General features: G+C 48.0%; 19 protein-coding genes. 2 read left to right on the top strand and 17 right to left on the bottom strand.

What is annotated here, in order from left to right; genetic code table 11:
* Positions 1-171 precede the first annotated feature (171 nt).
* From V8F51_RS22255 to V8F51_RS22220, 8 genes are all read right to left on the bottom strand, one after another.
* Positions 172-810 (bottom strand): NAD(P)-dependent oxidoreductase, encoded by a 639-nt coding sequence (locus tag V8F51_RS22255; protein ID WP_337102707.1) that lies wholly within the window; start codon positions 808-810, stop codon positions 172-174.
* Complete coding sequence (locus V8F51_RS22250; RefSeq protein WP_337102706.1) at positions 807-1,241, bottom strand: ArsR/SmtB family transcription factor; 435 nt, start codon at positions 1,239-1,241, stop codon at positions 807-809. The genes V8F51_RS22255 and V8F51_RS22250 overlap by 4 nt, the downstream gene beginning before the upstream one ends.
* A 133-nt stretch (positions 1,242-1,374) precedes the next feature.
* Positions 1,375-3,189: a family 43 glycosylhydrolase gene (locus V8F51_RS22245; RefSeq protein WP_337102705.1), complete on the bottom strand. Its 1,815-nt coding sequence runs from the start codon at positions 3,187-3,189 to the stop codon at positions 1,375-1,377.
* Between the two features lie 85 nt (positions 3,190-3,274).
* Positions 3,275-4,303: an endo-1,4-beta-xylanase gene (locus tag V8F51_RS22240; protein ID WP_337102704.1), complete on the bottom strand. Its 1,029-nt coding sequence runs from the start codon at positions 4,301-4,303 to the stop codon at positions 3,275-3,277.
* Between the two features lie 108 nt (positions 4,304-4,411).
* Positions 4,412-4,612, bottom strand: a complete 201-nt coding sequence (locus tag V8F51_RS22235) for a hypothetical protein (RefSeq protein ID WP_337102703.1) — start codon at positions 4,610-4,612, stop codon at positions 4,412-4,414.
* A complete protein-coding gene (locus V8F51_RS22230; protein ID WP_337102702.1) occupies positions 4,609-5,700 on the bottom strand; it encodes a GerAB/ArcD/ProY family transporter in 1,092 nt (363 codons plus the stop codon). The genes V8F51_RS22235 and V8F51_RS22230 overlap by 4 nt, the downstream gene beginning before the upstream one ends.
* Positions 5,701-5,710: 10 nt before the next feature.
* Positions 5,711-6,769 carry a Ger(x)C family spore germination protein gene (locus tag V8F51_RS22225; RefSeq protein ID WP_337102701.1) on the bottom strand — a complete coding sequence of 353 codons (1,059 nt, stop codon included), beginning with the start codon at positions 6,767-6,769 and terminating at the stop codon, positions 5,711-5,713.
* A 73-nt stretch (positions 6,770-6,842) separates the two neighbouring features.
* On the bottom strand, positions 6,843-8,267 hold the full coding sequence (locus V8F51_RS22220; protein ID WP_337102700.1) for a spore germination protein: 1,425 nt from the start codon (positions 8,265-8,267) through the stop codon (positions 6,843-6,845).
* A gap of 196 nt (positions 8,268-8,463) precedes the next feature.
* Here V8F51_RS22220 and V8F51_RS22215 point away from each other — a divergent pair, with 196 nt between their 5' ends.
* Positions 8,464-9,354, top strand: coding sequence for a diguanylate cyclase domain-containing protein (locus tag V8F51_RS22215; protein WP_337102699.1), 891 nt, complete (start codon positions 8,464-8,466; stop codon positions 9,352-9,354).
* A 215-nt stretch (positions 9,355-9,569) separates the two neighbouring features.
* Here the strand turns inward: V8F51_RS22215 and V8F51_RS22210 are convergent, their stop codons facing one another.
* The 8 genes from V8F51_RS22210 to V8F51_RS22175 all read right to left on the bottom strand — a co-directional run bounded on the left by V8F51_RS22210 (position 9,570) and on the right by V8F51_RS22175 (position 20,139).
* The gene (locus V8F51_RS22210) at positions 9,570-10,586 is read right to left on the bottom strand and encodes a sigma-70 family RNA polymerase sigma factor (RefSeq protein ID WP_337102698.1); all 1,017 of its coding nucleotides are present in this window, start codon (positions 10,584-10,586) and stop codon (positions 9,570-9,572) included.
* A 109-nt stretch (positions 10,587-10,695) separates the two neighbouring features.
* Positions 10,696-11,499 carry a response regulator gene (locus tag V8F51_RS22205; RefSeq protein ID WP_337102697.1) on the bottom strand — a complete coding sequence of 268 codons (804 nt, stop codon included), beginning with the start codon at positions 11,497-11,499 and terminating at the stop codon, positions 10,696-10,698.
* Positions 11,492-13,282 (bottom strand): sensor histidine kinase, encoded by a 1,791-nt coding sequence (locus V8F51_RS22200; protein ID WP_337102717.1) that lies wholly within the window; start codon positions 13,280-13,282, stop codon positions 11,492-11,494. Before V8F51_RS22200 ends, V8F51_RS22205 begins: the two co-directional genes overlap by 8 nt.
* Positions 13,283-13,413: 131 nt before the next feature.
* Positions 13,414-14,988: an ABC transporter substrate-binding protein gene (locus V8F51_RS22195; RefSeq protein WP_337102696.1), complete on the bottom strand. Its 1,575-nt coding sequence runs from the start codon at positions 14,986-14,988 to the stop codon at positions 13,414-13,416.
* Positions 14,989-15,073: 85 nt separating this feature from the next.
* Entirely contained in the window at positions 15,074-15,955 is an 882-nt protein-coding gene (locus V8F51_RS22190; RefSeq protein ID WP_337102695.1) for a carbohydrate ABC transporter permease, read from the bottom strand.
* A 12-nt stretch (positions 15,956-15,967) separates the two neighbouring features.
* Positions 15,968-16,948, bottom strand: a complete 981-nt coding sequence (locus V8F51_RS22185; RefSeq protein WP_337102694.1) for an ABC transporter permease — start codon at positions 16,946-16,948, stop codon at positions 15,968-15,970.
* Positions 16,945-19,230 carry a DUF5703 domain-containing protein gene (locus tag V8F51_RS22180; RefSeq protein WP_337102693.1) on the bottom strand — a complete coding sequence of 762 codons (2,286 nt, stop codon included), beginning with the start codon at positions 19,228-19,230 and terminating at the stop codon, positions 16,945-16,947. Before V8F51_RS22180 ends, V8F51_RS22185 begins: the two co-directional genes overlap by 4 nt.
* 348 nt (positions 19,231-19,578) lie before the next feature.
* Positions 19,579-20,139, bottom strand: coding sequence for a GNAT family N-acetyltransferase (locus tag V8F51_RS22175; protein WP_337102692.1), 561 nt, complete (start codon positions 20,137-20,139; stop codon positions 19,579-19,581).
* 115 nt (positions 20,140-20,254) lie between these two features.
* On the opposite strand from V8F51_RS22175, the gene V8F51_RS22170 reads away from it, so the two are divergent.
* Positions 20,255-21,127 carry a dihydrodipicolinate synthase family protein gene (locus V8F51_RS22170; RefSeq protein ID WP_337102691.1) on the top strand — a complete coding sequence of 291 codons (873 nt, stop codon included), beginning with the start codon at positions 20,255-20,257 and terminating at the stop codon, positions 21,125-21,127.
* A gap of 443 nt (positions 21,128-21,570) precedes the next feature.
* Here V8F51_RS22170 and V8F51_RS22165 read toward each other — a convergent pair whose 3' ends face one another.
* A complete protein-coding gene (locus V8F51_RS22165) occupies positions 21,571-23,088 on the bottom strand; it encodes a glycoside hydrolase family 43 protein (protein ID WP_337102690.1) in 1,518 nt (505 codons plus the stop codon).
* Between the last annotated feature and the right edge of the window lie 13 nt (positions 23,089-23,101).

Below are 23,101 nucleotides of genomic sequence, written 5' to 3'. Positions count from 1 at the left end.
GCAGTTGCAGAAATTCTGATATAGAGCATGACAATAGGACTTTAGCTGCTTCCAATATTTCATTAACAGTCCGAAAAAGTATCAAGGAATATTTATTCAGAAAAACCTGCACATAATTGTGCAGGCTTCAACTACGATTATTTGGCTTATACTAAGTTCTTGATTACTCAGTTATTCCGTCACGAAAACGGCTTTGTTGTTGTACGTATCGTCGTTAAGCTGTTTTATCATGAAGTCGGCCAAATCTGCCCGGGAAAGCTTGAGCTTGCGGGAAACGCCCATATTGATTTGCGCCTCGTGCATGTAACGCCCCGTATACGGGCCTGAAGTAAGGGAAGGCGGCTGGACCAATGTCCACGTCAATCGGCTATTCGTAAGCAGCGTATCCTTCTCTCTATGATCCAACAGCAAGTTTTTCATGAAATTCGGAATGATATATTTGTATACAAAACCTAATTTAACCGCTTCCTCGCGGGCGCCAATGAATGACACGTGAATTAGCTTAGGCACGTTGTTTTTCTCCATCGCTTTAACTATATTTTGCATGGCACCGATAAGCGGCAGGTCTCTTTTGAACATGCCTTTAGCTCCTAGCACGGAGTAGGCGATATCGTATTTATTCGCTTTAAGCACCTTCTCTACATCCGAATAGTTGGTCGCTTCCCCTTTCACGATGTTCAAGTTGGCGTCTTTCAGTAAGATCTTTGACGGGTCACGGACAAATGCAGTAACCGAATGGCCTTGCTTCAATGCCCGCTCCATTAATTCACGTCCCGTTTTTCCATTTGCTCCGAAAATAATGATGTTCATCCTCTTTGCTCCTCTGCTTCGTTTGATTGTTGACCGGAAGGCTCCTCCCAATAGTCGTTCATGATCGTTTCGATGTTTTCGAAGAGATGTTTCAGCTTCAGAACGATGCTCTTCGTGGGCTCCAAATAGTAATAGTTCATTCTGCCTTCACGATGAACGGCAATAATATTGGCATCCTTCAGTACTTTGATATGATGAGATACGGCGGGGCGGGATAGATTCGTCTTCTTTGTAATTTCGCCTACTCGGATGCCTTTTTCGTTGGCGCTTTCCAGAAATGCGATAATGATAGACTGACGCGTTTCGTCACCGATTGCCGCCAGCGCATTCTGACATTCGCCAAATTCCTTGGCTAAGCGAAGCAACCGTTGCGGATGATCCATATACTGCTCCTCAACTCCTCCGATAATTGGTTTAATCTTACGAACCATACTAGCATAAGTGATTAGAAAAAACGCATTGGGAAAGAAAATCGAGAAGCATTAGAAAGGCAGATGATACAGCAAAAAAGACTGTCCATCCCATAGCCCCGCTACAGGTAAACAGCCTCTTCGCAATGAGGATTTATATAATAATTACATCGATGGATACATCGGCAAGGTCAGCATTCAAATCCTGATCCTCCGTCATATCGAGCACCGGATACCCGTCTATATCAAAGTGGACTCTGCGTAAGCCGGTGCCTCTAGGCGCGTCAACGCCAGGTCTGGCATGATACGTATTCCAGATGACGCCGTAATCATCGGTTACATAGGAATTATGACCGGGACCGAATTCTCCGGGTATACTTCGAGATGTCAACAACGGGTAATTCCCCTTCGTCCAGCTAGCCGGATCCAATAAATCCGAATCCGTATCGGCTGTCAAGAGCCCTACCACATAAGTGGCATCTACAGCGGCGCTGGCAAACGTAAGGAGCAGCTTATTGTCACGAATCAATGCAAACGGCCCTTCATCCACGAACGTATGGTTGTTAGCCCAGCCGTAATCCGGTTTTGTCAGCAGCACAGGATCGCTAGTCAGCTTCCAAGGCTCGTTCGGATCGATTTTGGCCAAATAAATCCATGCCCCAAGATCGACCGGCACGAACTGCCGCTCCGACCATGCAGCATAATACTCCCCGTTCAATTGAATAACGGTCATATCGAGGGAAATGACTTTGCCGGCTTCGCATAGATCCGTTCCATCCTTCTTAACCACTCGGCGAGGCTCCGACCAATCTTCAGCCCGGGTCGGGTTCCCGCCTTGGCGCAGCTTCATGACATGACACTCTTCACAAAGAAAATCGCCGGTCGTTGCCGCATGGAAGATGTACAAATCGCCTTCAATGATATGAATCTCGGGGGCCCATAAGAGACCTTTGATATGCTCGTATGTGTTCGTATCAAGAATCAATGATTCCTCTGCATCAACAAGTTCGGGAATGGCAGCCGCTTCCCGAATATATAGAGATTGGTTGCCATCCGCATCATTAGTGGCTATAAAGTAATAATTGCCGTTCCACTTCGTTATGCAAGGGTCAGCACGATTGACTGCGATCGGAAATACATATCGGTCCTGATGAACCTTCCCTGTTATCCGATAGGTTCCCGCTTGCTTCCAGTCTACTCCGGATTCGTTCCAGTTAACGGTCTTAAGCGCAGTCGTACCGTCGCTGTAGATCGCGGTCGCCTTGAGCTCCCGCAGTTCATCCGCCGACTTTATTGTGACGCTGTCCGGAAGCCCGATCCCGATATTCGTCGGAACCGTAAGCTTACTCACAAGGCGGCTAGCAGTTTCCTTAGATACGCGGATAACGTTGCGAGGCACTATGCCTTCAATATTAGTAGTCGCAGCATCCCATACATAGGGCTCTGTTTGCTCAGGCATAGATACCCCGTTGAGGTCGAATAAATCAGCTATAACGCTCACATAACTTTCGCCGTTCTCATCGTTCCAACGAATCACGTACGTATGGTTCTTTGCATCATACTCGCAGGCCGCGTCCTTAACATAGTCGTCACCCTTCAGATCAATTAAACCGATTTCTTTGTAATGCAGCAGATCGGAAGAAATAAAGAATAGGATCGAACCTTTACTCTGTTCGTCATTCTGGCCATCTGGTTCCGTACGTACGGCAACGACGCCAAAATCGCCGTTGGCTAGATGGAAGAGATAAGGACTTTTTAAGCTTTTGGCATTCATCGTTCCGTTCTCATTGTCCGTAGCTTTAGCAAACAAAACGCCGGAATTGTGATTTAATGCTTGGTAATGCTTGCCATCTTCACTGTGGGCAAGATGCATGCTGTATGCCAGTTTTGGCGCATAAATCATGTCCTCCTGCGGTTCTCTCGTATAACATAGAACGTAGTCGCTGTCACTTCTCGGTTCAGATAGCATGGTTGTTCGTTCACACCTTTTTGATTGGTTTTGGACTTAAGATGGCGGCACAGGAATACCTGCTTCGCCATCTTCACAATCGCTGTTAGCCTTCAAGCGCTTCCTCCGTTTGGCTAATCACTTTGTAGAACGAGCCCTTTGGCTGATGCTTCGTGTCGAACAGCAAAGGCCAATTTTTCCGTCCCCTCACCGGGAATCCGTCCAGCCACGTATAGTCGTCGGCTGCTCCCCAGAATGTAACGCTTGTCAGTACGTCGCTATATTCCCGGAACAACCGGAACATCTCACCGTATCTTTCCTCCTGGAGCTGCATCATCTCAGCCGTAGGTGCGGTCAGATCTGTGCGTCTGTCTTCGAACGCGAAGACAGACACGTCCATTTCGGTAATATGCAGCTGCAGTCCAAGAGAAGCATACCGTTCGATGGCCGCACGAATATCGTCCAGTGTCGGATGTGTCAGGTTCCAATGCGCCTGGAGGCCGACACCGTGGATCGGCACGCCATTCTCCTTTAGAGACTTGACGAGTGTATAAATTTTTTCTCTCTTCTCAGGTACGGACTCATTATAATCGTTGTAAAACAATAACGCGTCAGGATCAGCGGCATGCGCATATTCGAACGCTTTGGCAATAAAACCATCGCCAATAATGTCCAGCCACTTGGACGGACGAAGGTGCTCCTCTCCACTGTCAGACACTGCTTCATTCACAACGTCCCATGCATAGATCTGTCCCTTATAGCGCCCAACTACCGTTTCGATATGCGCTTTCATACGCGCAAGCAGTGTGTCACGATCAACTAAGCCGCCCGAGCCGTTATCGAACACCCAATCCGAGGTTTGGTTATGCCATACGAGCGTATGGCCTCTGACTGCCATGCCGTTCGACTTTGCGAATTCCAACAAACGGTCCGCTTCCTCGAACGTGTACTGAGCTTCGGCCGGATGCAGCCGTTCGAACTTCATTTCATTCTCCGCCGTTACGCTATTGAAATGCTGCGCCAGCAGCTCGCGCTGCGAGACCAGCGTTCTCGGATTAACGGCTGCGCCGATTCGAAATTGCCGTCCGAACACTTCGTGCAGCTTCGGTGTTTGTACTGATGCGGATTGATTCATGAATGATTGCTCCCCTCGTTCGATCCATCGGTTATTATCGTTGCTCGCGTATAGTTTAGACCTTGCATGCGCTGCAAACAACCCGTCGAAGTATAGGAATCGCTTCTATTACTTTATGCTGTCGATCATCCGGCCAATTGCTTGGTTCAGATCAAGCGGATGATTGAGTACGATGCTCGTCCACAGTACGAAGCCGATGCAGGCGAGAATCGTGAAAGCCCATACCTCTCTCCGATGCATTCGCAGAAATCGAAGAAACAGGAATGCGATTGCCGAAAGTATAATGTACGTCCCCAATAGACCCATCATGCTGTGCTTTCACCTCTTCCTTTACGCAGCCAAGTAAACACGACCATTAGAACGGGGAAGCCGATCCCGAACGGAACGTAATAAATAAACAAATAATCATGGATCCACTTCGCGTTCTCCGCAATGTTTGAAAACAATAGCGAATATGCGGAAATAATCCCGATCAGAGGAATAGCAACAACCGCGCGGTTGCGAATGGCGAACACTTGGCAAATAGCGGTTACCGCAAAATAATAGATTGCGCTCAATTTCACGAATACGACTAACAGCATATTTATGGAAATGATGGATTCGAGATGCTCGAAAAAGCTGGAAAACTCCATTTCGCGAAAGATCGTATACTTTGGGTATAGGAGATGGGAAGATCGATAGACACCTAAAATTCCAATCGCGAAGAAAACGGAAAGCGCGATCTGAATGCCTCCAAAGGCCGTACCCCCAAATACGGCTGATTTGAGTTTTGTTCGAACCAAGGGGAATATCATCATGCAAGCTACCGTCTCTAAAAAAGGAAAGCCAATGGCATAGGTGGTTTCGGATAGAATGGGCCAAAGCTGAAAATCGTTGGGGATACGAAAGTTCCGCCACTCCCATTCGTTTAGCATGACGGAATAAGGCAGCCAAAAAGAAAGAGTAATATAAGGAACGATAAATATGCTGACGAGCGATATGGATCTTATCCCTTTCACCGCCGCATAAGCGCAAACCCCTAGGGTCATAAGATGAAATACCGTTGGAGGCGTCCTTGGCATCATCGTAACATGCATATAATCGCTTACGTTTCTCGTTACCCAAGCAGCCATTTGGATAAAGAAAATAATGTAACAGACGGAAATGACAGCCCCTGCGTAGTGCCCGAATATACGGTTCAATATTTGTACGAGCGAAAGGCCGGGATGCTTTCCGGAGATGTAAATCCATACAGACCCGACGAGAACGCCTACAAGGGTCCCCCATAAATGAACAAGCCAGCCGAATTGCTTGGCATCCCCGATCGTTGCGTTCGGCATCATAATGAAGGTAGTCCCCACGACAAAACAAGCGACGAGACAAAACATTTGGAATGGGCTTATTGAAGTTTGTTCCAACGCAATTCTCCTATTCGTACGGCGTAATCGTGTTCCCTAAAGTGGCAAGCTTCGATTGGACTTCGAATTCGACTTGAATGTCCTTCCATCTGTTCCGGCCTTGATTCGTATCGCCGAGTCCAAGCATGTCCCAGTTTTTCTCTATAGCGAAGCTAGCGAACTGCTCGCACTTCCTTTTGTACGTCCTGTTAAATTGTTCTTTCATGATCTCGATATTACGAATCGTTAGCTTTTCGCTCTGCTCGTTGTTCATGAGCCCCATGACGACATCCAGTCGAATCCGAAGTTTATCCTTCGTTACCCAACTCCGCTTGATTTGATCCACATTTATTTCCACATCGATCGTTTGTCCGTTTACTTGAAACGTTTCTTGCTTGCGGGTCGCATAACCGTTTAACACATAATAAGTGTTCTTGATCTCGTCGCTAACCTTCCCGACCATCTTGGCTCCTATCAATACGGCTCCCCCGTTTATTTTCAAGTTTTGTTTCGTTGCATGGATATCCTCCAGGCGATCCGATTGCGACGCTGAAGCATTTCCCGAATATTGAATAATGGGTATAATGGTTGGCCTGCTAAAGGGAATGCCTTCCAAAATATCATTCATTCTTATCGGTAATTTGTTAATTCCGAAACTTCTAGCGTGCCAATCCAGCAACAGACGTATATTTCTGCCCGGGACCCGGTCCAATAGGGTAAACGTGCCAATCACTTCGGAAACGGGATCTTCCGCTACGATCGTATAAACATTCGTTCTGCGCTCTTTATAGTTTTCCAAATAATTGGCCACTTTTAATAAACCCGCTCTGGCCATACGCTCCGAAACAACGTAGCACTGCAGATGGGAGGTGTATAACTTTCTAGACATGACAGACCCGGTTTTTTCCGCCGAGCTGCCCAGAGTCGGCGAAGCAACCTCATACGTGTAAACGGCTGCTTTAGTAGGACCCGATCTCCGAGCTTCATTGCTTGGCGGATTGAGAATTTGATAATGCGTAAGGAAAACTCCTTGCTCATCACGGTCCATGGCGATCATGTCGACGATAGCCAGTTGATTAATTTCTCTCATGTCCCAACACCCTGAACAAAACAGCAAGATGGGCAAGATCATAAAAAGCTTTTTCTGCATTCCGTGTCTCCCGTTAGCCATTCCCTTTTCTCCGATGCCGGTTCATTCGAGGTCTATTAATGCGGATAAAGGTGTCTTTCCAATTCGCAAGGTTTAGCGGAGCCAGCGGCGCAAAATAAGGAATGCCGAGCGAACGAAGCGATACCAAATGGATGAGCATAACAAAGACGCCGCACATAACGCCAAACAAACCTAAAATGCTGGCCAAAAACATGAAGCCGAATTGGATGAGCCGCTGAGCGATACCGAACCCATAATTCGGAGCAACGAAATTAGCGATCGCGGTTAACGATACGACAATGACCATTGCGGCCGACACGATGCCTGCTTCTACCGCAGCTTGGCCGAGCACCAATGCTCCTACGATGGATATCGCTTGACCGGATATTCTTGGCATACGCAGCCCGGCTTCCCTAAGAACTTCAAATATGACCATCATCCCGAAAGCTTCCGCCACTCCCGGGAATGGCACTCCTTCCCTTTGGGACGCTAGGTTGGCCAACATGGATGAAGGAAGCAAATCCTGATGATAGCATGCAACGGAAATATATAATGACGGAGTAAAAACGGAAATAACAAAAGCCAACATGCGGATCCATCGCAATGCGGTAGCAATGTCGGCTCTTTGGTAGTAGTCCTCAGACGTACTGAATGACTCAAAAAACGTAATAGGCCCTGCTAATACGATAGGGGTCCCATCTGTAATAATGGCTGCCTGTCCCTCGAGGATTTTTGCAACAATGGCATCGGGCCTTTCAGAAGACATAAATTGAGGAAAAGGAGTCAGCGTTTTGTCCTGGATATATTCTTCAATATAGGCGCTCTCGAGAATGCTGTCCGTTTGAATGGCCTTCAGTCTTGCACGAAATTCATTTATTAAGCCAGGGTCGGCAATATCGCGCATATAGAGCAAACAAACCGTTGTATTGCTTTCGCTGCCGATTATCATTTCCTCAATGACCAGTTTTTCGCTCTTTAGCCGTTTGCGAATGAGCGAAATATTGCGTGAACAATCCTCGACGAAGCCTTCACGCGGTCCTCGAACGACGGATTCCGTTTCCGGTTCGGCTACGCTGCGCTGTTCTTGTTTACGGACATTAATGGATATGGCATTTTGTCCGGTATAAGCTACAATGCATTGTCCCTCCAATAATTCTTTAATGTACGAATCCACCCCGCTCACTTCTTTGATTTCTGCTTGTTTAAGCGATGACATTAACCATTGAGAAGGATTTTGACCATTTTTTAGCGGGGAATGAGGCGTTAATATGCCTGTTATGACCAATTCATCGACCAGCTTTTGATCCGTTATGGAACACAAATACATGCAGGTAAGTTCGATTCGTTCTTGCACTTTATATGTTTTTATAACGAGATCGGGTGCATCGTTCAGTCTATCCTGAATGATTGTCGCGAAACGTTGCAATGTCTGCTCCATCCGTAATCCCTCTTTTTTCCTAAGGATTACCTAATGATTTCCTATCTCTATTTCTTTTATTCAACGATTCTCGGGGGGGGGCTTGCATTGTTTCGACATTATGGAAAATTTTATATTGACTTTCCCATAGGGGGGAGGGTTTATCGTTAGGTTAAGCAATTCCGGCCGGAGTTCTTTTTGAAAGGGTGTCATCGAGTTGAAAATTGGTGAATTCGCCGTGCAAAACAACGTTACCGCTAAAATGCTGCGTCACTATGACGAGATCGGTCTGCTGAAGCCGTCGGCGATCGATGCCGAAACGGGATATCGCTCCTACGATCCGAGCCAATCCCATCTATTGAATTGGATCATCATTCTCAAAAACCTGGATTTCTCCCTTACAGAAATCAAAGAAATGTTAAGCGGTCCATTCGAATCCGACATCATCGTTCATCGATTGATTCGCAAGCGGATCGAAATCTCATCGTTGCTTAACGAACACATTCAAAAGAAAATCGCAATTGATCGGCTTATCACTATAATCGAGAAAGAAGGTTTTGATATGGATAAAAAAATAGATTTATTGCATATCGAGCAGTCTGCAGCGCATGAAATCAAAAAAAACATCCCCAATATGGAGATGTTTCTGGAGACAGCCGCCGGTATCACAGCCTCATGTTCGTCTGACGATATTCTCTCCGTCTTTCGCTTTGATATCAGCCACTTCAAGCAGGTGAACGACGATTACGGCTTCGAGGTAGGGGACAACGTCATTGCCTCTTGTTATCAAATCATTGAAGCCAATGTCCTTGCCGGTTTAACTCAGGCCGCTATCGGCCGTGCTGATGGCGATGAATTCATTGTATTCGCAATCGCAAATCAGCAAGCGATCACTCGTGTCGCGCAGTCCATAGTCGATGATATGATAGCTTTTGATTTCAATAGCATCGGTTGTCCGAAGCAAATGGGTTGTTATATCGGCGCATTAGTCGGCTCCGTCAGATCGATTGCGGAGATTCGTAAAGTCATCGAAGACTCAATTGAAACCCTTAACGAGGCGCGGAAAAAAGGACCAAACTCGATCGCTATCGAATCGTACAAGCTTTAGAAATTGCGAGGGGCTGTCCCAAATCCCGTGATGTTACCATTGCGTGCGAATATTTTTGGGACAGACCGCTCATACGATCATTCTCACTGTTTAGAGTGGAAATCGTCCAGCTAGCCAAAAACATCATGTCAGCAGGAGAGGCCTGGTGCTCAGGAATTGGCGCTAGAGCGGCCAATCAAGAGTAGAAAATCCACTCATCCCCGGCTTCCTCATTCTTATTTGTTGCTCATATAGTTCTCTAGTAAATCCTGAATGGATATCCCATTAATCTTAAGTCCCGATATGTCGCAGTCTTTAATTTCCACGTTGGAAAGATTGCAGTTTGTAAAGGATGTCCCTGTTAACTCACAGTTCTCGAACGTATTGCTCTTGCCCTTCAGCCCGATATCGTGAAAGAAAGCCCCGCCCATTGCGCAGTTGCCGATCTCGATGTCCCACAAACCTACTTCGATGAATTTGGCTTGATGCATGTTGATATCGTGGAATAACGTTTTGCTCATATTGATATTATCGAAGCTCGCGCCTTCTAAATTAATGTTAACAAACTTCGTTTTGTACATGTCGATATCGTCAAAATCGCTCTCGCCCATCGCCACGCGGCGAAATTGTGTTTCGGGCATTCTTTCGTCCTGAAACACCTTCTTCTTGAACTCCTCGTTCAGCTTGTTCTGATTCAGATTCTCGTTAACCATGCTGAGCATCTCCTTCTTTAATAACGTTCTCGATCTGCGAAGTCTGCTCTCTACCGCTTCAACGGACAAACCGAGGAAATCGCTGATTTCCCTGATCTTATAGTCGTCGATGTAGTAGAGAATCGTGACCGTACGGTTAGCTTCAGTTAGGTTGCTAAGCGCTTGCCATACCTCGTTGCGAAGCTCTTTCCTCAGCCACGTATCTTCGGCAGTTTCATGCGTTCCATGCAGCGGTATATTCTCGTTATGTGCCGGATCGAATACGGACTCGTTTTTGCTCGACCTCAACCAATCCAAGCACTCCCTATTCGTAACCGCGTACAACCAACTGCCCAGCTTGTCGGGATTTTTAATGCTGGACAATTTTTTGAAAGCTTTGACGAACACTTCCTGCGCGATATCTTGCGCCCTATGGAAATCGCCCAGCTTGCCATACGCTGCCCCGTACACCGCATTTGCATATCTGCCGATTAAATCGCTGAATGCCTCGTTATCGCCTTTGCACGCCCTACCCACCAACTCTGCATCCGTAACAGACAAGTTGCTCCTCCTTTAGATCGATCTATATATAAGACGGAAGCTCATTGAAAAAACCGTCGCAATCTCAAAAATATATTTGAGTGATCATAAATCACTAGCGTTGCATCATCTAGCTTTCTCGTGTATTTAACTTGCTGTCCTCTTCCATTAAGGCGACCGAATTTTGCTCGCGATACACGCCAGGCGTTACGCCCGCATACTTCTTGAATATTTTAAAAAACTGGCGACTGTTCTCATATCCCACTTGAACGGCGACCAGATCGACCGCGACATCGGGATTTTCCACGAGAATCGCCTTCGCTTTGGTCGTTCGCACCCGATGAACGTATTGAACGAACGTCGTTCCCGTCTCCTTATGAATTAGACCGCTTACATAATTCGGATTTAATCCTACGGATTCCGAAACTTCCTGAAGCGATATGTCTCTCATATAATGCTTCTTAATATACTTCTCAATCAGAGCAATCTTCTTGTTGCTCCTCATCGCATTGGCAGCTCCGACCGGCGCAGTTTCACTCTGCTGCAGCTCGGTTTCGGTTTGCTCGACGATATCCTGTATCCGGCCGATTGCCTGCAGAAGGTCGGTCTGATTAACAGGCTTTAAGAAATAGTCCATCACTCCGTATCGGAGAGCCGTTTGCGCATACTGAAACTCTCCGTATCCTGTCAAAATCATGCATTGACCGCATAATTTGCGCTCTTTCGTAAGGCGGATCAACTCCAAACCATCCATCTCCGGCATATGAATGTCCGTAATGAGCAAATCCGGGCGCACCGTTTCCATTAATCTTAAAGCCTCGAATCCATCGTACGCGGTATCGATTTGCGTAGGCCTGCCATACTCATGAGCGATCATATTTGCCAATCCTCTGACGATCAGCGGTTCGTCGTCCACGATCAACAGCCTAATCATCTTTTTCACCGCCCTTTGCTAAGAGTATTAACTTAAACGTACTGCCTTTGTCAACGTGACTGGTCACCGACAACCCGGACCCCTCGCCGTAGAATGCTTTAATTCTTTCGTTCACGTTGTGCAAACCGATTCCTCCCTCGATTTCCAGCATGGGGGAATCTAGTCTTGCGCGTAATTTCCAAAGCTCATCCTCAGGTATGCCGACACCGTTATCCGATATGGTAATCGTCATTATGCGTTCTCCCCGAGTTATCTCAAGTCGGACGATTCCCGTTCTTCTAAGTCCCGATATCCCGTGAATGATGCAATTCTCGACGATGGGCTGCAACAGGAATTTCGGACAGACCAAGCTCCCCAGGTCCACTCCGTTATCTTCGTATTCGAATACTAGCCGCGATTCCATCCGTATCTTCTGTATGGAGATATAACGCTGTAAATGGACGACCTCATCCTGCAATGTCACGGGATTTTTCTTGGTAATGCTATACCGCAGCAGTTCTCCCAGCGTATAGGCCATATCCGCGACCTGATGGTCTCCGTTGATCTTGGCCAGCATCCGCATCGATTCCAGCGTATTGTACAGGAAGTGCGGACGGATTTGGGCTTCGAGCATTTTATACTCCGCGTCCTTCTTCATCATTTCCAAGCGATGCGCCTTATGAAACAGCTCGTTATTCAGCTCTATCATCGCATTGTAAGATTGAATCAGCCCGCCGATCTCATCATTTCCCGTCTCCCCCTTGAACGTCGTAGGACGACCTGGGTTCAGCCGATTAATATGCTTCGTCAGCCGGATCACTCTCTTCGCCATGGAAGCCGCGAATTTATAATAGATGAGCGATAATGCGATAAGGAGCAGAAGGCCTACGCCAATATATAAGCCCTCCCTGCCTTCCATTCCGTTGAATAAAGAATGAACGGGAGTGACCAGAACGCTGTCCAAACCAAATGATTCTATGTGAATCCGATTCAGCAGCACTTTCTTATCGCTCAAATAAATATACTCGTCATCGCTTTCCACCAGTTTCCCGATTCCGCTCGCAAGCTTAGGGTCCTCGGGGAAATTATCGCTTCTGTAGACGAGCTTCGCCGATTGATCCACAAATACATAAGAAGATCCCTCCGCAAGAATGACCGTCTCGTAAAATTGCCTTACGGCATCGGGCTTCAACGCGATTTCGATCAGGCCGAGCTCTTGCGAGTATTGATTATTGAATATTCGGCTGTAATAGTTGAAACTCGGAAATTCGTCTTTCGAACCCGAGTTGTAAAACCACTTTCCTTGCCCGGGAGCAATCGACCGCAACTCAGCCCATCGCTGCGTATCGGCGATATTCTGTTTCAATTGCGAAATCGATTGAATATCCGGAGGCAGCTGCAACTGCTCTTCGTTGTTGTTGAATATAGACAGCCGGCCGATCAAAGGATTGCCGGACACCGCATAAACGATCGTAGGTTCGATTTCTTTCAAATACGTGAATACCATATCCGCGTCCGTTAAATTTTTTCGCGCTAAGTATTCCGTAATGTTGTCGTTATTTTGGAATAGCTTGATTGCCGCCTCGGACTGCGCCAGACTGACCTTTAAATTCCGGTTGGATTGCTCCAGGAATTTCTGCCTGCCACTCGAATATTCGTCCAGCACGTTCTGCACGATCAGGTTGTAGAATACCAAACCAAAAATGATGAACGGGATGCATATAATAACGATATACCCGATAATCATCTTGTGAATGATTCTCATCCCTTTAAACTCTGCCAAGAGCGCTTTCACTGAACGCATGACCACTTCCAGCACTCCTTCGAAATTTCGTCTGGTTGCGTACGAGAATAACCCGAATGTTCGAATCCGTCAATCGGAAGCTTTACACTTCGATCGACGGAAGAACATTCGAGTCAGTCTCGGTTAGTCCGCTAATTCGATTTTACTTCATTATACTTCTCGTTTGCCCATTTCTCGTAATCCGCAAGTCCCATATCTTCCGCTGTCTTGACCATTTCGTTATAAGCCGCGATACATTCCTCTTCCGTCTTGGCTAAGTAAACCTTAGCTTCCTGATTTTCCAGCATGTCTCCAACGTTGGTCAGAATGACCTGTTCCTTGGAGTCGGGGTCCGGTTTCACTTTGGAAATATAAGGATTGTACGCTTTGATCTTGGCCTGATCGACTTCCGCTGCAGCCGTCTGCGTTCCCGGCGTATAATAGAACAGCCCTTCGTTCACCGCTTTGCCGACGAGATTTGCCCACCAGTAGATGCCAAGCTCGTTCTGAACCTCCGGATTGAGCTTGTCGTAGGTCATTTCCGGGAAACCTTGCTCGTTCCAGTTCCAATGCTCTCCTTCAATGCCCCATTTCGCCAATCGATCCCCTTCTTCTGAAAACAGGAATTGCATCAACTTGATGGACTTCTCGGGATTTTTGTTGTTTTTCGTAATGAACGTCCCCGACCAACCTGCGGAATTTTTGTAAATAGCCGCTTGATCGTTCAATTGGTTGACGAGCTGCGTGTAGCTGTAATCTCCGCCGTTAGCTTTAATCTGCGCGTTAAACGTTTCCGCGCCGTTCGTCGTCCATTCGTATGCGAACGCTTTGCCTGACAACGCCAACTGCTTGGCTTGATCCTCGTTCTTGTAAGCGAAGTTCTCGGCCGTAATCAGACCCTCTCTGTACAGGCTATTCATATACTTGTAAGTCTCCAGCAGCTCCGGCTGTCTCAGGAAGTGGACGAGTTGTCCGTCCTTCTCCACCAGACCGTCGTTCGCCGCTCCGAATTGCGAAGCAAAATAGGTGCGAATCCAACCTGCGGGATTCATAACCAACGGAATTTGGTCTTTGTACTCGCTCTTCACTCGGGCAAGGACGTTCTTGAAATCCTCCAACGTATTGAGCGGCGGATTTCCCATCTTGTCCATGATGTCCTTCCTTACCATCATACCCGGGCCCATATCCGTAGCAAGAGGATATTGCGCCCATTCCTCGGGAGTGGAGTATGCGCCCAATACCGTATAGATTTTGCCGTCATTGGCCGTATTCAGCTTCTTTCTTTCATCATCCACGACGAAGTCCGGCGCGTATTGAGCGATCAAGTCGTCCCAAGCCAGACTCAGCTTGGAATCGGACATTCTCACAATCTGATTGCTCGTAAACACGAGGTCGGGCAAATCGCCCGAAGCGATCATGAGCGGCAGCTGCTTCTCGTCGGTGGCCACCGTGATATTCAGCTTAACCCCCGTTCTCTTCGTAATTTCCTCCGGAATCGCCCCTGACCAGTCCTTCGTTGGATACCATGAGTGGTCGACGAACAGCGACAGCTCCACCAATTCATCGTTCGACGGCGAGTTGGATGCGGGATCGGTCGATGTTGCCGATGGCGAAGCCCCTCCTGATTCATTACCCTTCGTATTTCCGTTGCTGCAGCCTACTAATCCGATCGTCAGCGCCGCCAACAGCAGCACCAGCATCCTTTTAACGCTTTTCTTTCTTTTCATTTTCTGTTAACCTCCCTTAATGTATGATGACACGGTAGTTCTCTATATTAAAGCTGTATCGCTTTAATATTTCACGGAGGGGCAATCAGCCTTTGACCGAGCCCAGCATGATTCCCTTGACGAAATACTTCTGCAGGAACGGATACACGCATACGATCGGAGCTACGGAGATGACCATTGCCGTGACCTGCACGGAGAAACCGGTGACCTGACGCATCGCCGCATATTGACCGGACGCATTGTCCGTCGGGATCATCGATTGGTTTATGATTTGAATCATCCGGTAGGACAAAGTCCTTAAGTTGTCGTTCTGAACGAAATAGGCCGAGTCCAACCACGAATTCCATTGACCCGCTCCCATGAACAGCGCCATCGTGGCAATTAAAGGCATGGATACCGGCAATATGATCGTAAAGAAGATCTGCAGCTCCTTGGCGCCGTCGATTCGGGCGGATTCCCCGATCTCCGCAGGTATTTCCCGAAAGAATGAAATCGCGACCATCAGAAAGAAAAGATTCAGCATGGACGGGATGACGAAGACTCCGAATGTATTGAGCAAGCCCAGCCCCTTTAACAACACGTAGTAAGTAATGAGACCTCCGGAGAAATTCATCGCAACAATGAAGAAGATAAAATATACTCTGCTGAACAGCAGTCCTTTCTGGCTCAGCCCGTAAGCGACCAGACAGGTGAAAAGCACGGTTAAGCCTGCTCCAATGATCGTTCTGGCGAGCGTGACGACAAACGAGCTTGACCATTTGCCGTCGTTGAAAATGTACGAGTAGTTGTCCAGAGTGAACGCCCGGGGCCATAAATAAATGCCGCCGAATGCGGTGTCCGTTCCCTGATTAAAAGACAAAATGAGAATATAATAGAACGGGTAAAAGGTGCAGAGACCGATCAACGCCAGCACGATATAGTTCAAGCTGTCAAGCACCTTATCTTCTGTCGTTCGTTTTTTGCGCACGGGACGTACCTCCTAGAAAAGACTGGATCCGGATACTTTTTTGGCGACATAGTTGCTGCTAAGGATCAAAGTCAGCGCGATGACGGATTGAATGAAATCGATCGCGGTCGCGAAGGCGAATCTCCCTTGCGCAAGTCCAACGTTAAAGGCATAGGTTTGTACGATTTGGGACGTATCGCTATTCAGAGGGTTCCCAAGCAAGAACGATTGCTCGAAGTTGGAGCCGACTAGACCCCCGCCAAGAATATTGCCCAATGATAATATGAGCACAACGATAATGGAACCTTTGATTCCCGGAATCGTCACGTGCCGAATGCGTTGCAGGCGAGTCGCGCCGTCGATTTCCGCTGCTTCATACAGCGAGGGATCAAGCCCTGCGATAGAAGCCAGGAAGATGATGGTCCACCATCCGGCTTCCTTCCATATCGAGCTTGTCACCGCCAATCCCCAGAAATAATTCGAATCGGTCAAAATATCGAGCGGTTTGTCGATGACGCCGATCTGCATCAGCATATCGTTAATGATTCCCACGTCCGTAGAGAAAAACGCATATAAAATGCCGGTTACGACGACCCAAGAAATAAAATGCGGCAAGTAGCTGACGGTCTGAATGATCCGTTTAAACACTTGACTGCGCATCTCGTTAAGCATAATCGCGAATAGGATAGGCACGGGAAACGAGAAGAACAGCTTCAGAAAGCTAAGAATCAGCGTGTTCTTCACCAACGTCTCGAAATTGTAATCGGTAACGAAATCCTTAAAATGCCGCAGCCCGATCCAGTCGCTGGTGAAAATGCCGCCGACTCCGTCCACGATTCGGTAATCTTTGAAAGCCATTAAGATGCCGATCATCGGGCCATATGAGAAGACGAGAAGGAACAACATCCCTGCCAGCACGAAAAATTGAAATGCTTTCTGCTTCTTGAACGTCGTCCAAACGGATCCATGGGAAGCTGTGAGCGGTGAGGAAGCCGTTTGCGCCTCGGTTTTCATTCGAACTCTCCTTTCTTGCGTTTCATCCGCACAATGTCTTTGCTGCGGTATTCAGGCGTCACGATCAGCGATTGCAATTGTCCATCGCGATATTCGCATTCCACGATCGTGTTCATCGGCGCATGAAGCTTGAACTTCACGTCCCAATTTTCCGGCCATGCCGGCAGCAAGTAGATCCGATTGCCGTCCGTCTGCAGGAGCATCTCCTGCAGGCCGATCATCCCAGTGCCGCCCCAATTGTGATCCGGCGTCCAATCGTGACCCGGTCCCCAGAATGCCGGAAACCTGTGATTGCCGTCAGCGAGCTTCTTTACGGCGTACTCCGAAGCTTCTTTCGATAACCCGAGCCCTGCGGTGAAGATCCCGCCTTGATGCCAACTGACGTGGCTTTTCTGATTGTCGTGATAGAGACTGTAGTTCCACGTATTCCTTGCCGTATGAAGCTCGGGTCGCCCGATACCGAACAGCCCGAACGGAAACAACGGATAAAGCTGCGGAATTTCCTGGTTTTGCACATGCGACCACGAAACCGCCGGCGCGATCGTTCGTTTGCCCTCTTTCTCTTCGAACGCCAGGGGAGGAATTCGATCCAGCATCTCTAGCCACTCGCGTTTCTTTGACGGCCCGGCGATAGCGTCCGGCAGCTCCAGCAGCGAATGGAGAACCGCGAGCAATCCGGAGATCACGTCGGACGGGTTTCTTGCGTTTCTGAACGTTTCGCAAGCGGTCGAAGGATAGATCGCGAGGTAACCGTTCTCGTCGAACGGTCTTCCCGTCATCTGGATGCTGCGGAATTGATAATGCTCGTAGAAGAAGCGCAGCGAGCTCTCCACGAACGGCATATACTCTCCGATGTCCTGTCCGCTGAAATGATAATATTGCAAAATCATGAAGGAGAAATCCAGTTGATGAACGTATTGATAGCTGACATATTCGGAATCCTCAACTCCGGGCTCGCACTGCTCGCTCCGATTCCAGCCATATTCGCGGCTGCTCGGAAGTCCCGTATTGTTTAATTGTTCGGCGAATGCAGCGCCTTTGTGTCCCCAATAAACCTCGCTTCTGCATTCCGCCGTCGGCAAAGCCCGCCTGTAAAACTCGAATTGAGGCGTCATCATATCGAAATCCCCGGACTTTAACATCGGCCAGTAGACCAGCCTTTGGTTTTGAGCGGTGAAGGTGCCGCCGCCCCAACGCCGGAAATCGGGCGTTTCGTCCTCGTATTTCGGATGAACGTGCTTCGGATCGAAGGAGAACAGACCGCCGTTGAACTTGGTTGGATCGCTTCCGTAAGCGTTGCAGGCCAGCATGAACCGGAAGAGCTGGTAATTGCGGCCGACTTGCCAGACCGGATTGTTCTCGTCTTTCTTGTCCGCTCCAATCGCGATATAGCTTCGCTCCCAGAAGTTTCTCCACCATTCCTCATTTCTCCGCCAAGCCCGTTCCGGATTTACGGCCTCGGCAATCGCTTGAATCATCCGCTGTTGCCAGCCTTCCGGATTCTCGTATCGGCCTTGATGCAGAAACAGGTTCAAGCGGTGGGAGATTCCTGGCGAGGCGCTGGCCAGCGCCCATTGGACATACTGAATTCCCTCGTACTGACCTTGTTGCGTACCCGAGAAAACGAACCCTTCTCCCGACATGCGTCCCCCGAAGATAAAATCCCTCAAAGGATCATAGATCCGGCGCTTATGCTCGCCTAATTGTTGCAATTCGATCTCCAAGTCCGTCACAAGGCGTTCGTTGTCGTTAAGGTGATAAAACCAGATTTCGTTCCCTTCGGCGGTTACGCTATCGGGCGACGTGTACACTTCGCCGGGATAGTCAATGAGCGAAGAACAAGGGTCCCGATCCGTCACTTCGCGCCGATCCGTTCTCCAGCTTTCGTAACAGGCCTCGACAGTTAGCGGCTGCTCGGAGTCGATTTCGACATGAACGCGTGGCTCGTGAACCTCGACCCATAGCCTTGCTTGGACTCGGCCGTGCTCGGAGTGGACGGCCTCGATCTCTACCGTTCCCTCCTCCAGCCTCAGCGTTTGCCTGAACGTATCGCAGCCTTGGAACGGATTGGGTATCAGTCTGATCCGAAACCTTCCCAGCTTAAGAAGCTGATTGTTCTCGTCCAATGCTCCGCTTCTGCCCGCATAGAACATGATTTCATGCTCTTGCACCCATACGTTAAGCCCTATATCTCCCCCGCCTAAAGGCATCGAATCGGAGCTATTTTTGCTCTCCATATTCCACTCGATATCGTAATCACGAAAGAATGGTTGAATAGTCATTTCTACGATCACCTCTTTGTGTGCGCTTACAAAATCGATTATAACCGCATTATCTTTGAACTTTATACGGTTTATTCTTCATAAGAACGGTCCGAATTTCATGTTTACTTCAGAAGTAAAACCGTCTAACGAGCGTTGTACGTACCCTTATGCTGGAGCCGGTTCAAGCCTCCGGCAATGGAAAAGCTTCCCCATCGGTTGATAGGGAAGCTATTCCAACTAAGTCCATATGAGAATTCACAGAGGGTAGGAAATCCATTCCAAATCACTGCTTGTGCAATCGCAATAAACATGGTGGTCATCTCGTCCACGGTCAAGGCTAGCTCTCCGTCCAAACTTCACGCTGCCTTATCTAATTTTTGCATATAAGCATGTATCTCTTAGTTCACTTCCATCGACGGAGAGATCTTCGTTTCGAATAACACCCTCGAGATTAAATCTCAATCGTTCAGGAATGGCTTTGCTTTTCGTATTTTTGGTATCGCAGCGAATTTCCAATCTTCGGGCATTCAATTGGCTAAAAGCAAAATCACAAATACCTTGAACGGCTTCCGTCATATATCCTTTTCCGCTATACCGTGTATCAATCCAGTACCCAATTTCAAACTTCCGTACGTCCCAGTCCATATTGTGTAAACTCGAAGACGCTATAAATTGGCCAGAATCCTTCAAAAATACAAGAAGTCTTAGGTTTTCACGGCGTAAAAACTTAACATGCGCTTCTCGTATCCCAACTTCTGAATCATACTCCGTATGAAGAGACTGCGCCCATTTCATCCATGGCTTTAATTCCTCGATCGAAGCATTGACAGCCTCGCATACAACCTTGCCGTCACCCGGCCTTGGCATTCTAATTAGAAGTCTATCCGTATTGAACTCATCCGGGAAATCTATCATAATGGGGTTCATAGCATAACCTCTTCTCTTCTTTTCTTCTATTATATAAAATAATGAACATATGAAAATAATGGTTTGACAATAGTTCCAATTGCAAGTATCAATAGATGCAAAGGAGTGACTAATTATGGATTTGAAAACCATTCTACCGTACAGCGTTGCCATGATAACGCCTTTTGGCGAGGATGAGCGCATAGATGAGAACGGCATTGTGCGCATGCTTGAATATTATAAGGCAAATCATGTACCGGCTCTGCTCTTAAGCGGATCGACCGGCGAACAGCATTCTTTGTCGGTAGAGGAAAGAATTCATCTCTATCGGACCGTCAAACGCGCTGCTCACAATAATTTCTCGCTGTATGCAGGAGTAGCAGCCGTACGAACTCGCGATGCCGCAAAGCTCGCATGGGAGGCTGAACAAGCGGGCATCGACGCCATTATGCTCGGTTTTCCGCCGTACGTACGTCCGAATCAGAGGGAAGCTTCTTTGTATGTCGAGTCCGTATGTTCCGCGACCTCGCTGCCGATTATGCTGTACAACAATCCTATTCGTACTGGCTTTAACCTCGAACCGGACACGCTGATTGGGTTAGTCGACCGATTCCCGCAAATTGTTGCGCTAAAAGAAACCGGCGATTCAAGCCAAGCACAGCGCATACGCACCCTGCTTGGCGATAAGTTCCAGCTGTTTTCCGGCTTTGATCTTACGATTGTCGACTATTTTAAGAAAGGCTATGACGGCCTTACAAGTGTCGCTGGGAATCTCTATCCGAACGAGATGAATGCCATCGTAACTCACTTAAGAGAAGGACAACATGAGCTTGCCAATACAGAGCTGAAGCAACTGCAACCGATAATGGAGAAAATCGGACAGATCGGATGGATTAGAGTCATTCGTCATTTGTTCGCAGAACAGGGGCTCATCAAGCCCGCATGCCGTGAGCCGCTTACTCCATTAACCCTAGAAGAAGTCGATCTGCTTAAAGAAATTGAATACTAAATTGCTGAAGAACAGTGGCTATAACTGTATTTTAGGCATCTAAAAAACCGTACTATGCTCGAATACTCTGATTTAGCTTGATTAAGGGGTTGCTATTTAGGTTAGCTGGAATTTCTCCTGTTATTTTCTACGCTAGGACTGTTCAACTGCATTTACAAGGAATTCCTCCCGTTATTTTAAGGAGTACCCTTCCATTTTCTCGATTACTTAATGATTAGCGGGAGGTATTCCTGTTATTACAGTCCAAATCGGTTGATTCCTTCAAATTTAACAGGAGAAATCGGAGCTAAATGTTCTAGGAATGCTGCTACTCTAGTTACCAACGCGGAAAACGGCTCCTTTCGCCCTTAGTAAAGTCATTTACGCCAGCCTAGTATATCTGCATAGAAAAACCGCAATTCGCTAAGAATTGCGGTCTAACAGTCTTTCACGGAAAAAAGATTTTATTCAACCGCTTCGTAATCGAACCAGTCGAAATGCGCGGGAGATTCCGATTTTTTGCCATTGCCCGTCGCATACAAAGCGAATAGAACGCCTGTGAATCCGCCCGCCACTTCCGTCGACAGCATAGAAGTTTCGCCTCGTCCAAACCAGAAAGGCACACCATCCCCATCTGAAAATCCGAATTCATATTGTTCGCGCGTCGCTCTCACATGCATCACAACCGAATCGGAAGCCCATGGGACCTCGTTCTCGATATGCTGCAAGCTGCCCAACTTCCTTCGGAAAATAAGTTTGCGCTGGCCTAGGGAACGCACCACCGCAAGCTCATAATGAAAGCGATCATTCATATATACTGTAATTCCCGCTTCCTCTCCATCACGCTGCGGCTCGAACGCCATATGCGCAGATACGTCGCAATCAAAGTGCTGTTGTCTTCTAGCGACGAAGGCAGGCGCTCCGATTTCATTCAACGTCGTCTCGTTGCCCCGCAGTGTCAGACAGCTTTCCTTCTCCTCAAGCGACCAGTTGTCCGGACTCGACGAACGCATGAAATTCCAACATGGAGCAAGACTCGAAGTCTCGAAGTGCTCGCGAACAGGCACGTCAGCAGCTGGTTGCAGCGGAAGATTGCCTGCCGGCATTGTCTCGCTTACCATCCCGTTGTCGCCGATTATCGGCCAGCCGTCCTCTGTCCATGTAACAGGCGCAAGATACGTCTCTCTGCCAAGATGGTGTTTGTTCGGATAGCCGTGAGGACGGATGCCTAGAAATACGGCCCACCAGTCTCCATCCGGCGTTTGGACAAGGTCTGCATGTCCCGTCGCATGAATGGACTTTAGTAAGCTCCGATGGGTCAAGATCGGATTATGCGGACAGCTTTCATAAGGCCCGTCAGGTTGCTCGCTTCTCGCGATCGTTTCCATGTGGCCGTACTCGGTGCCGCCTTCGGCAATCATCAGATAGTACCAGTTGCCGATGCGGTAAATATGCGGCGCTTCGGGATATTGTCCGCCCGTTCCCGTCCATAGGAATGTTGGTTCGGACAGCCTCCGGCCGGTCTTTACGTCAATCTTGCTTTGATAAATGCCCGGTCCCTCGGCTCCATGAGCGGATGAAGTGAAATAGACCGTTCCATCCTCGTCGAAAAATAAGTCAGGATCGATGCCAGGATGGTCGACGAAGATCGGGTTCGACCATTGACCGCGCGGATCGTCCGTATGCACGAAGAAGTTGCCGCCAGCGGTAACGTTCGTCGTCACCATGTAGAACGTCCCGTTATGCTCGCGTATCGTAGGCGCGAATACGCCTCCAGAGCTTGGAGCACGGCTTAGATCAAGCTGCTCTGGCCTTGTTAGTACATGACCAAGCTGAGCCCAATTTACGAGATCCTTGCTATGGAATAACGGGACACCCGGAAAATATTCGAAGGAGCTGGTTACGAGATAATAATCGTCACCTGAACGGCAAACGCTCGGGTCAGGATGGAACCCGCTTATAACTGGATTTTTATAATTCATGCAAGCACACTCT

The organism is Paenibacillus sp. YIM B09110 (genome assembly GCF_037167145.1).
Classification (GTDB): Bacteria; Bacillota; Bacilli; order Paenibacillales; family Paenibacillaceae; genus Pristimantibacillus.
This window is presented reverse-complemented; position numbering and strand designations above follow the sequence as displayed.

Excerpts from the sequence above, each read along its gene's own strand:
- V8F51_RS22175 (WP_337102692.1), bottom strand. The coding sequence starts at position 20,139 with ATGAACCCCATTATGATAGATTTCCCGGATGAGTTCAATACGGATAGA.
- V8F51_RS22185 (WP_337102694.1), bottom strand. The coding sequence starts at position 16,948 with ATGAAAACCGAGGCGCAAACGGCTTCCTCACCGCTCACAGCTTCCCAT.
- V8F51_RS22180 (WP_337102693.1), bottom strand. The coding sequence starts at position 19,230 with ATGACTATTCAACCATTCTTTCGTGATTACGATATCGAGTGGAATATG.
- V8F51_RS22170 (WP_337102691.1), top strand. The coding sequence starts at position 20,255 with ATGGATTTGAAAACCATTCTACCGTACAGCGTTGCCATGATAACGCCT.
- V8F51_RS22245 (WP_337102705.1), bottom strand. The coding sequence starts at position 3,189 with ATGCTATCTGAACCGAGAAGTGACAGCGACTACGTTCTATGTTATACG.
- V8F51_RS22165 (WP_337102690.1), bottom strand. The coding sequence starts at position 23,088 with ATGAATTATAAAAATCCAGTTATAAGCGGGTTCCATCCTGACCCGAGC.
- V8F51_RS22205 (WP_337102697.1), bottom strand. The coding sequence starts at position 11,499 with ATGATTAGGCTGTTGATCGTGGACGACGAACCGCTGATCGTCAGAGGA.
- V8F51_RS22255 (WP_337102707.1), bottom strand. The coding sequence starts at position 810 with ATGAACATCATTATTTTCGGAGCAAATGGAAAAACGGGACGTGAATTA.
- V8F51_RS22250 (WP_337102706.1), bottom strand. The coding sequence starts at position 1,241 with ATGGTTCGTAAGATTAAACCAATTATCGGAGGAGTTGAGGAGCAGTAT.
- V8F51_RS22200 (WP_337102717.1), bottom strand. The coding sequence starts at position 13,282 with ATGCGTTCAGTGAAAGCGCTCTTGGCAGAGTTTAAAGGGATGAGAATC.
- V8F51_RS22225 (WP_337102701.1), bottom strand. The coding sequence starts at position 6,769 with ATGAGAGAAATTAATCAACTGGCTATCGTCGACATGATCGCCATGGAC.
- V8F51_RS22235 (WP_337102703.1), bottom strand. The coding sequence starts at position 4,612 with ATGATGGGTCTATTGGGGACGTACATTATACTTTCGGCAATCGCATTC.
- V8F51_RS22195 (WP_337102696.1), bottom strand. The coding sequence starts at position 14,988 with ATGAAAAGAAAGAAAAGCGTTAAAAGGATGCTGGTGCTGCTGTTGGCG.
- V8F51_RS22220 (WP_337102700.1), bottom strand. The coding sequence starts at position 8,267 with ATGGAGCAGACATTGCAACGTTTCGCGACAATCATTCAGGATAGACTG.
- V8F51_RS22240 (WP_337102704.1), bottom strand. The coding sequence starts at position 4,303 with ATGAATCAATCCGCATCAGTACAAACACCGAAGCTGCACGAAGTGTTC.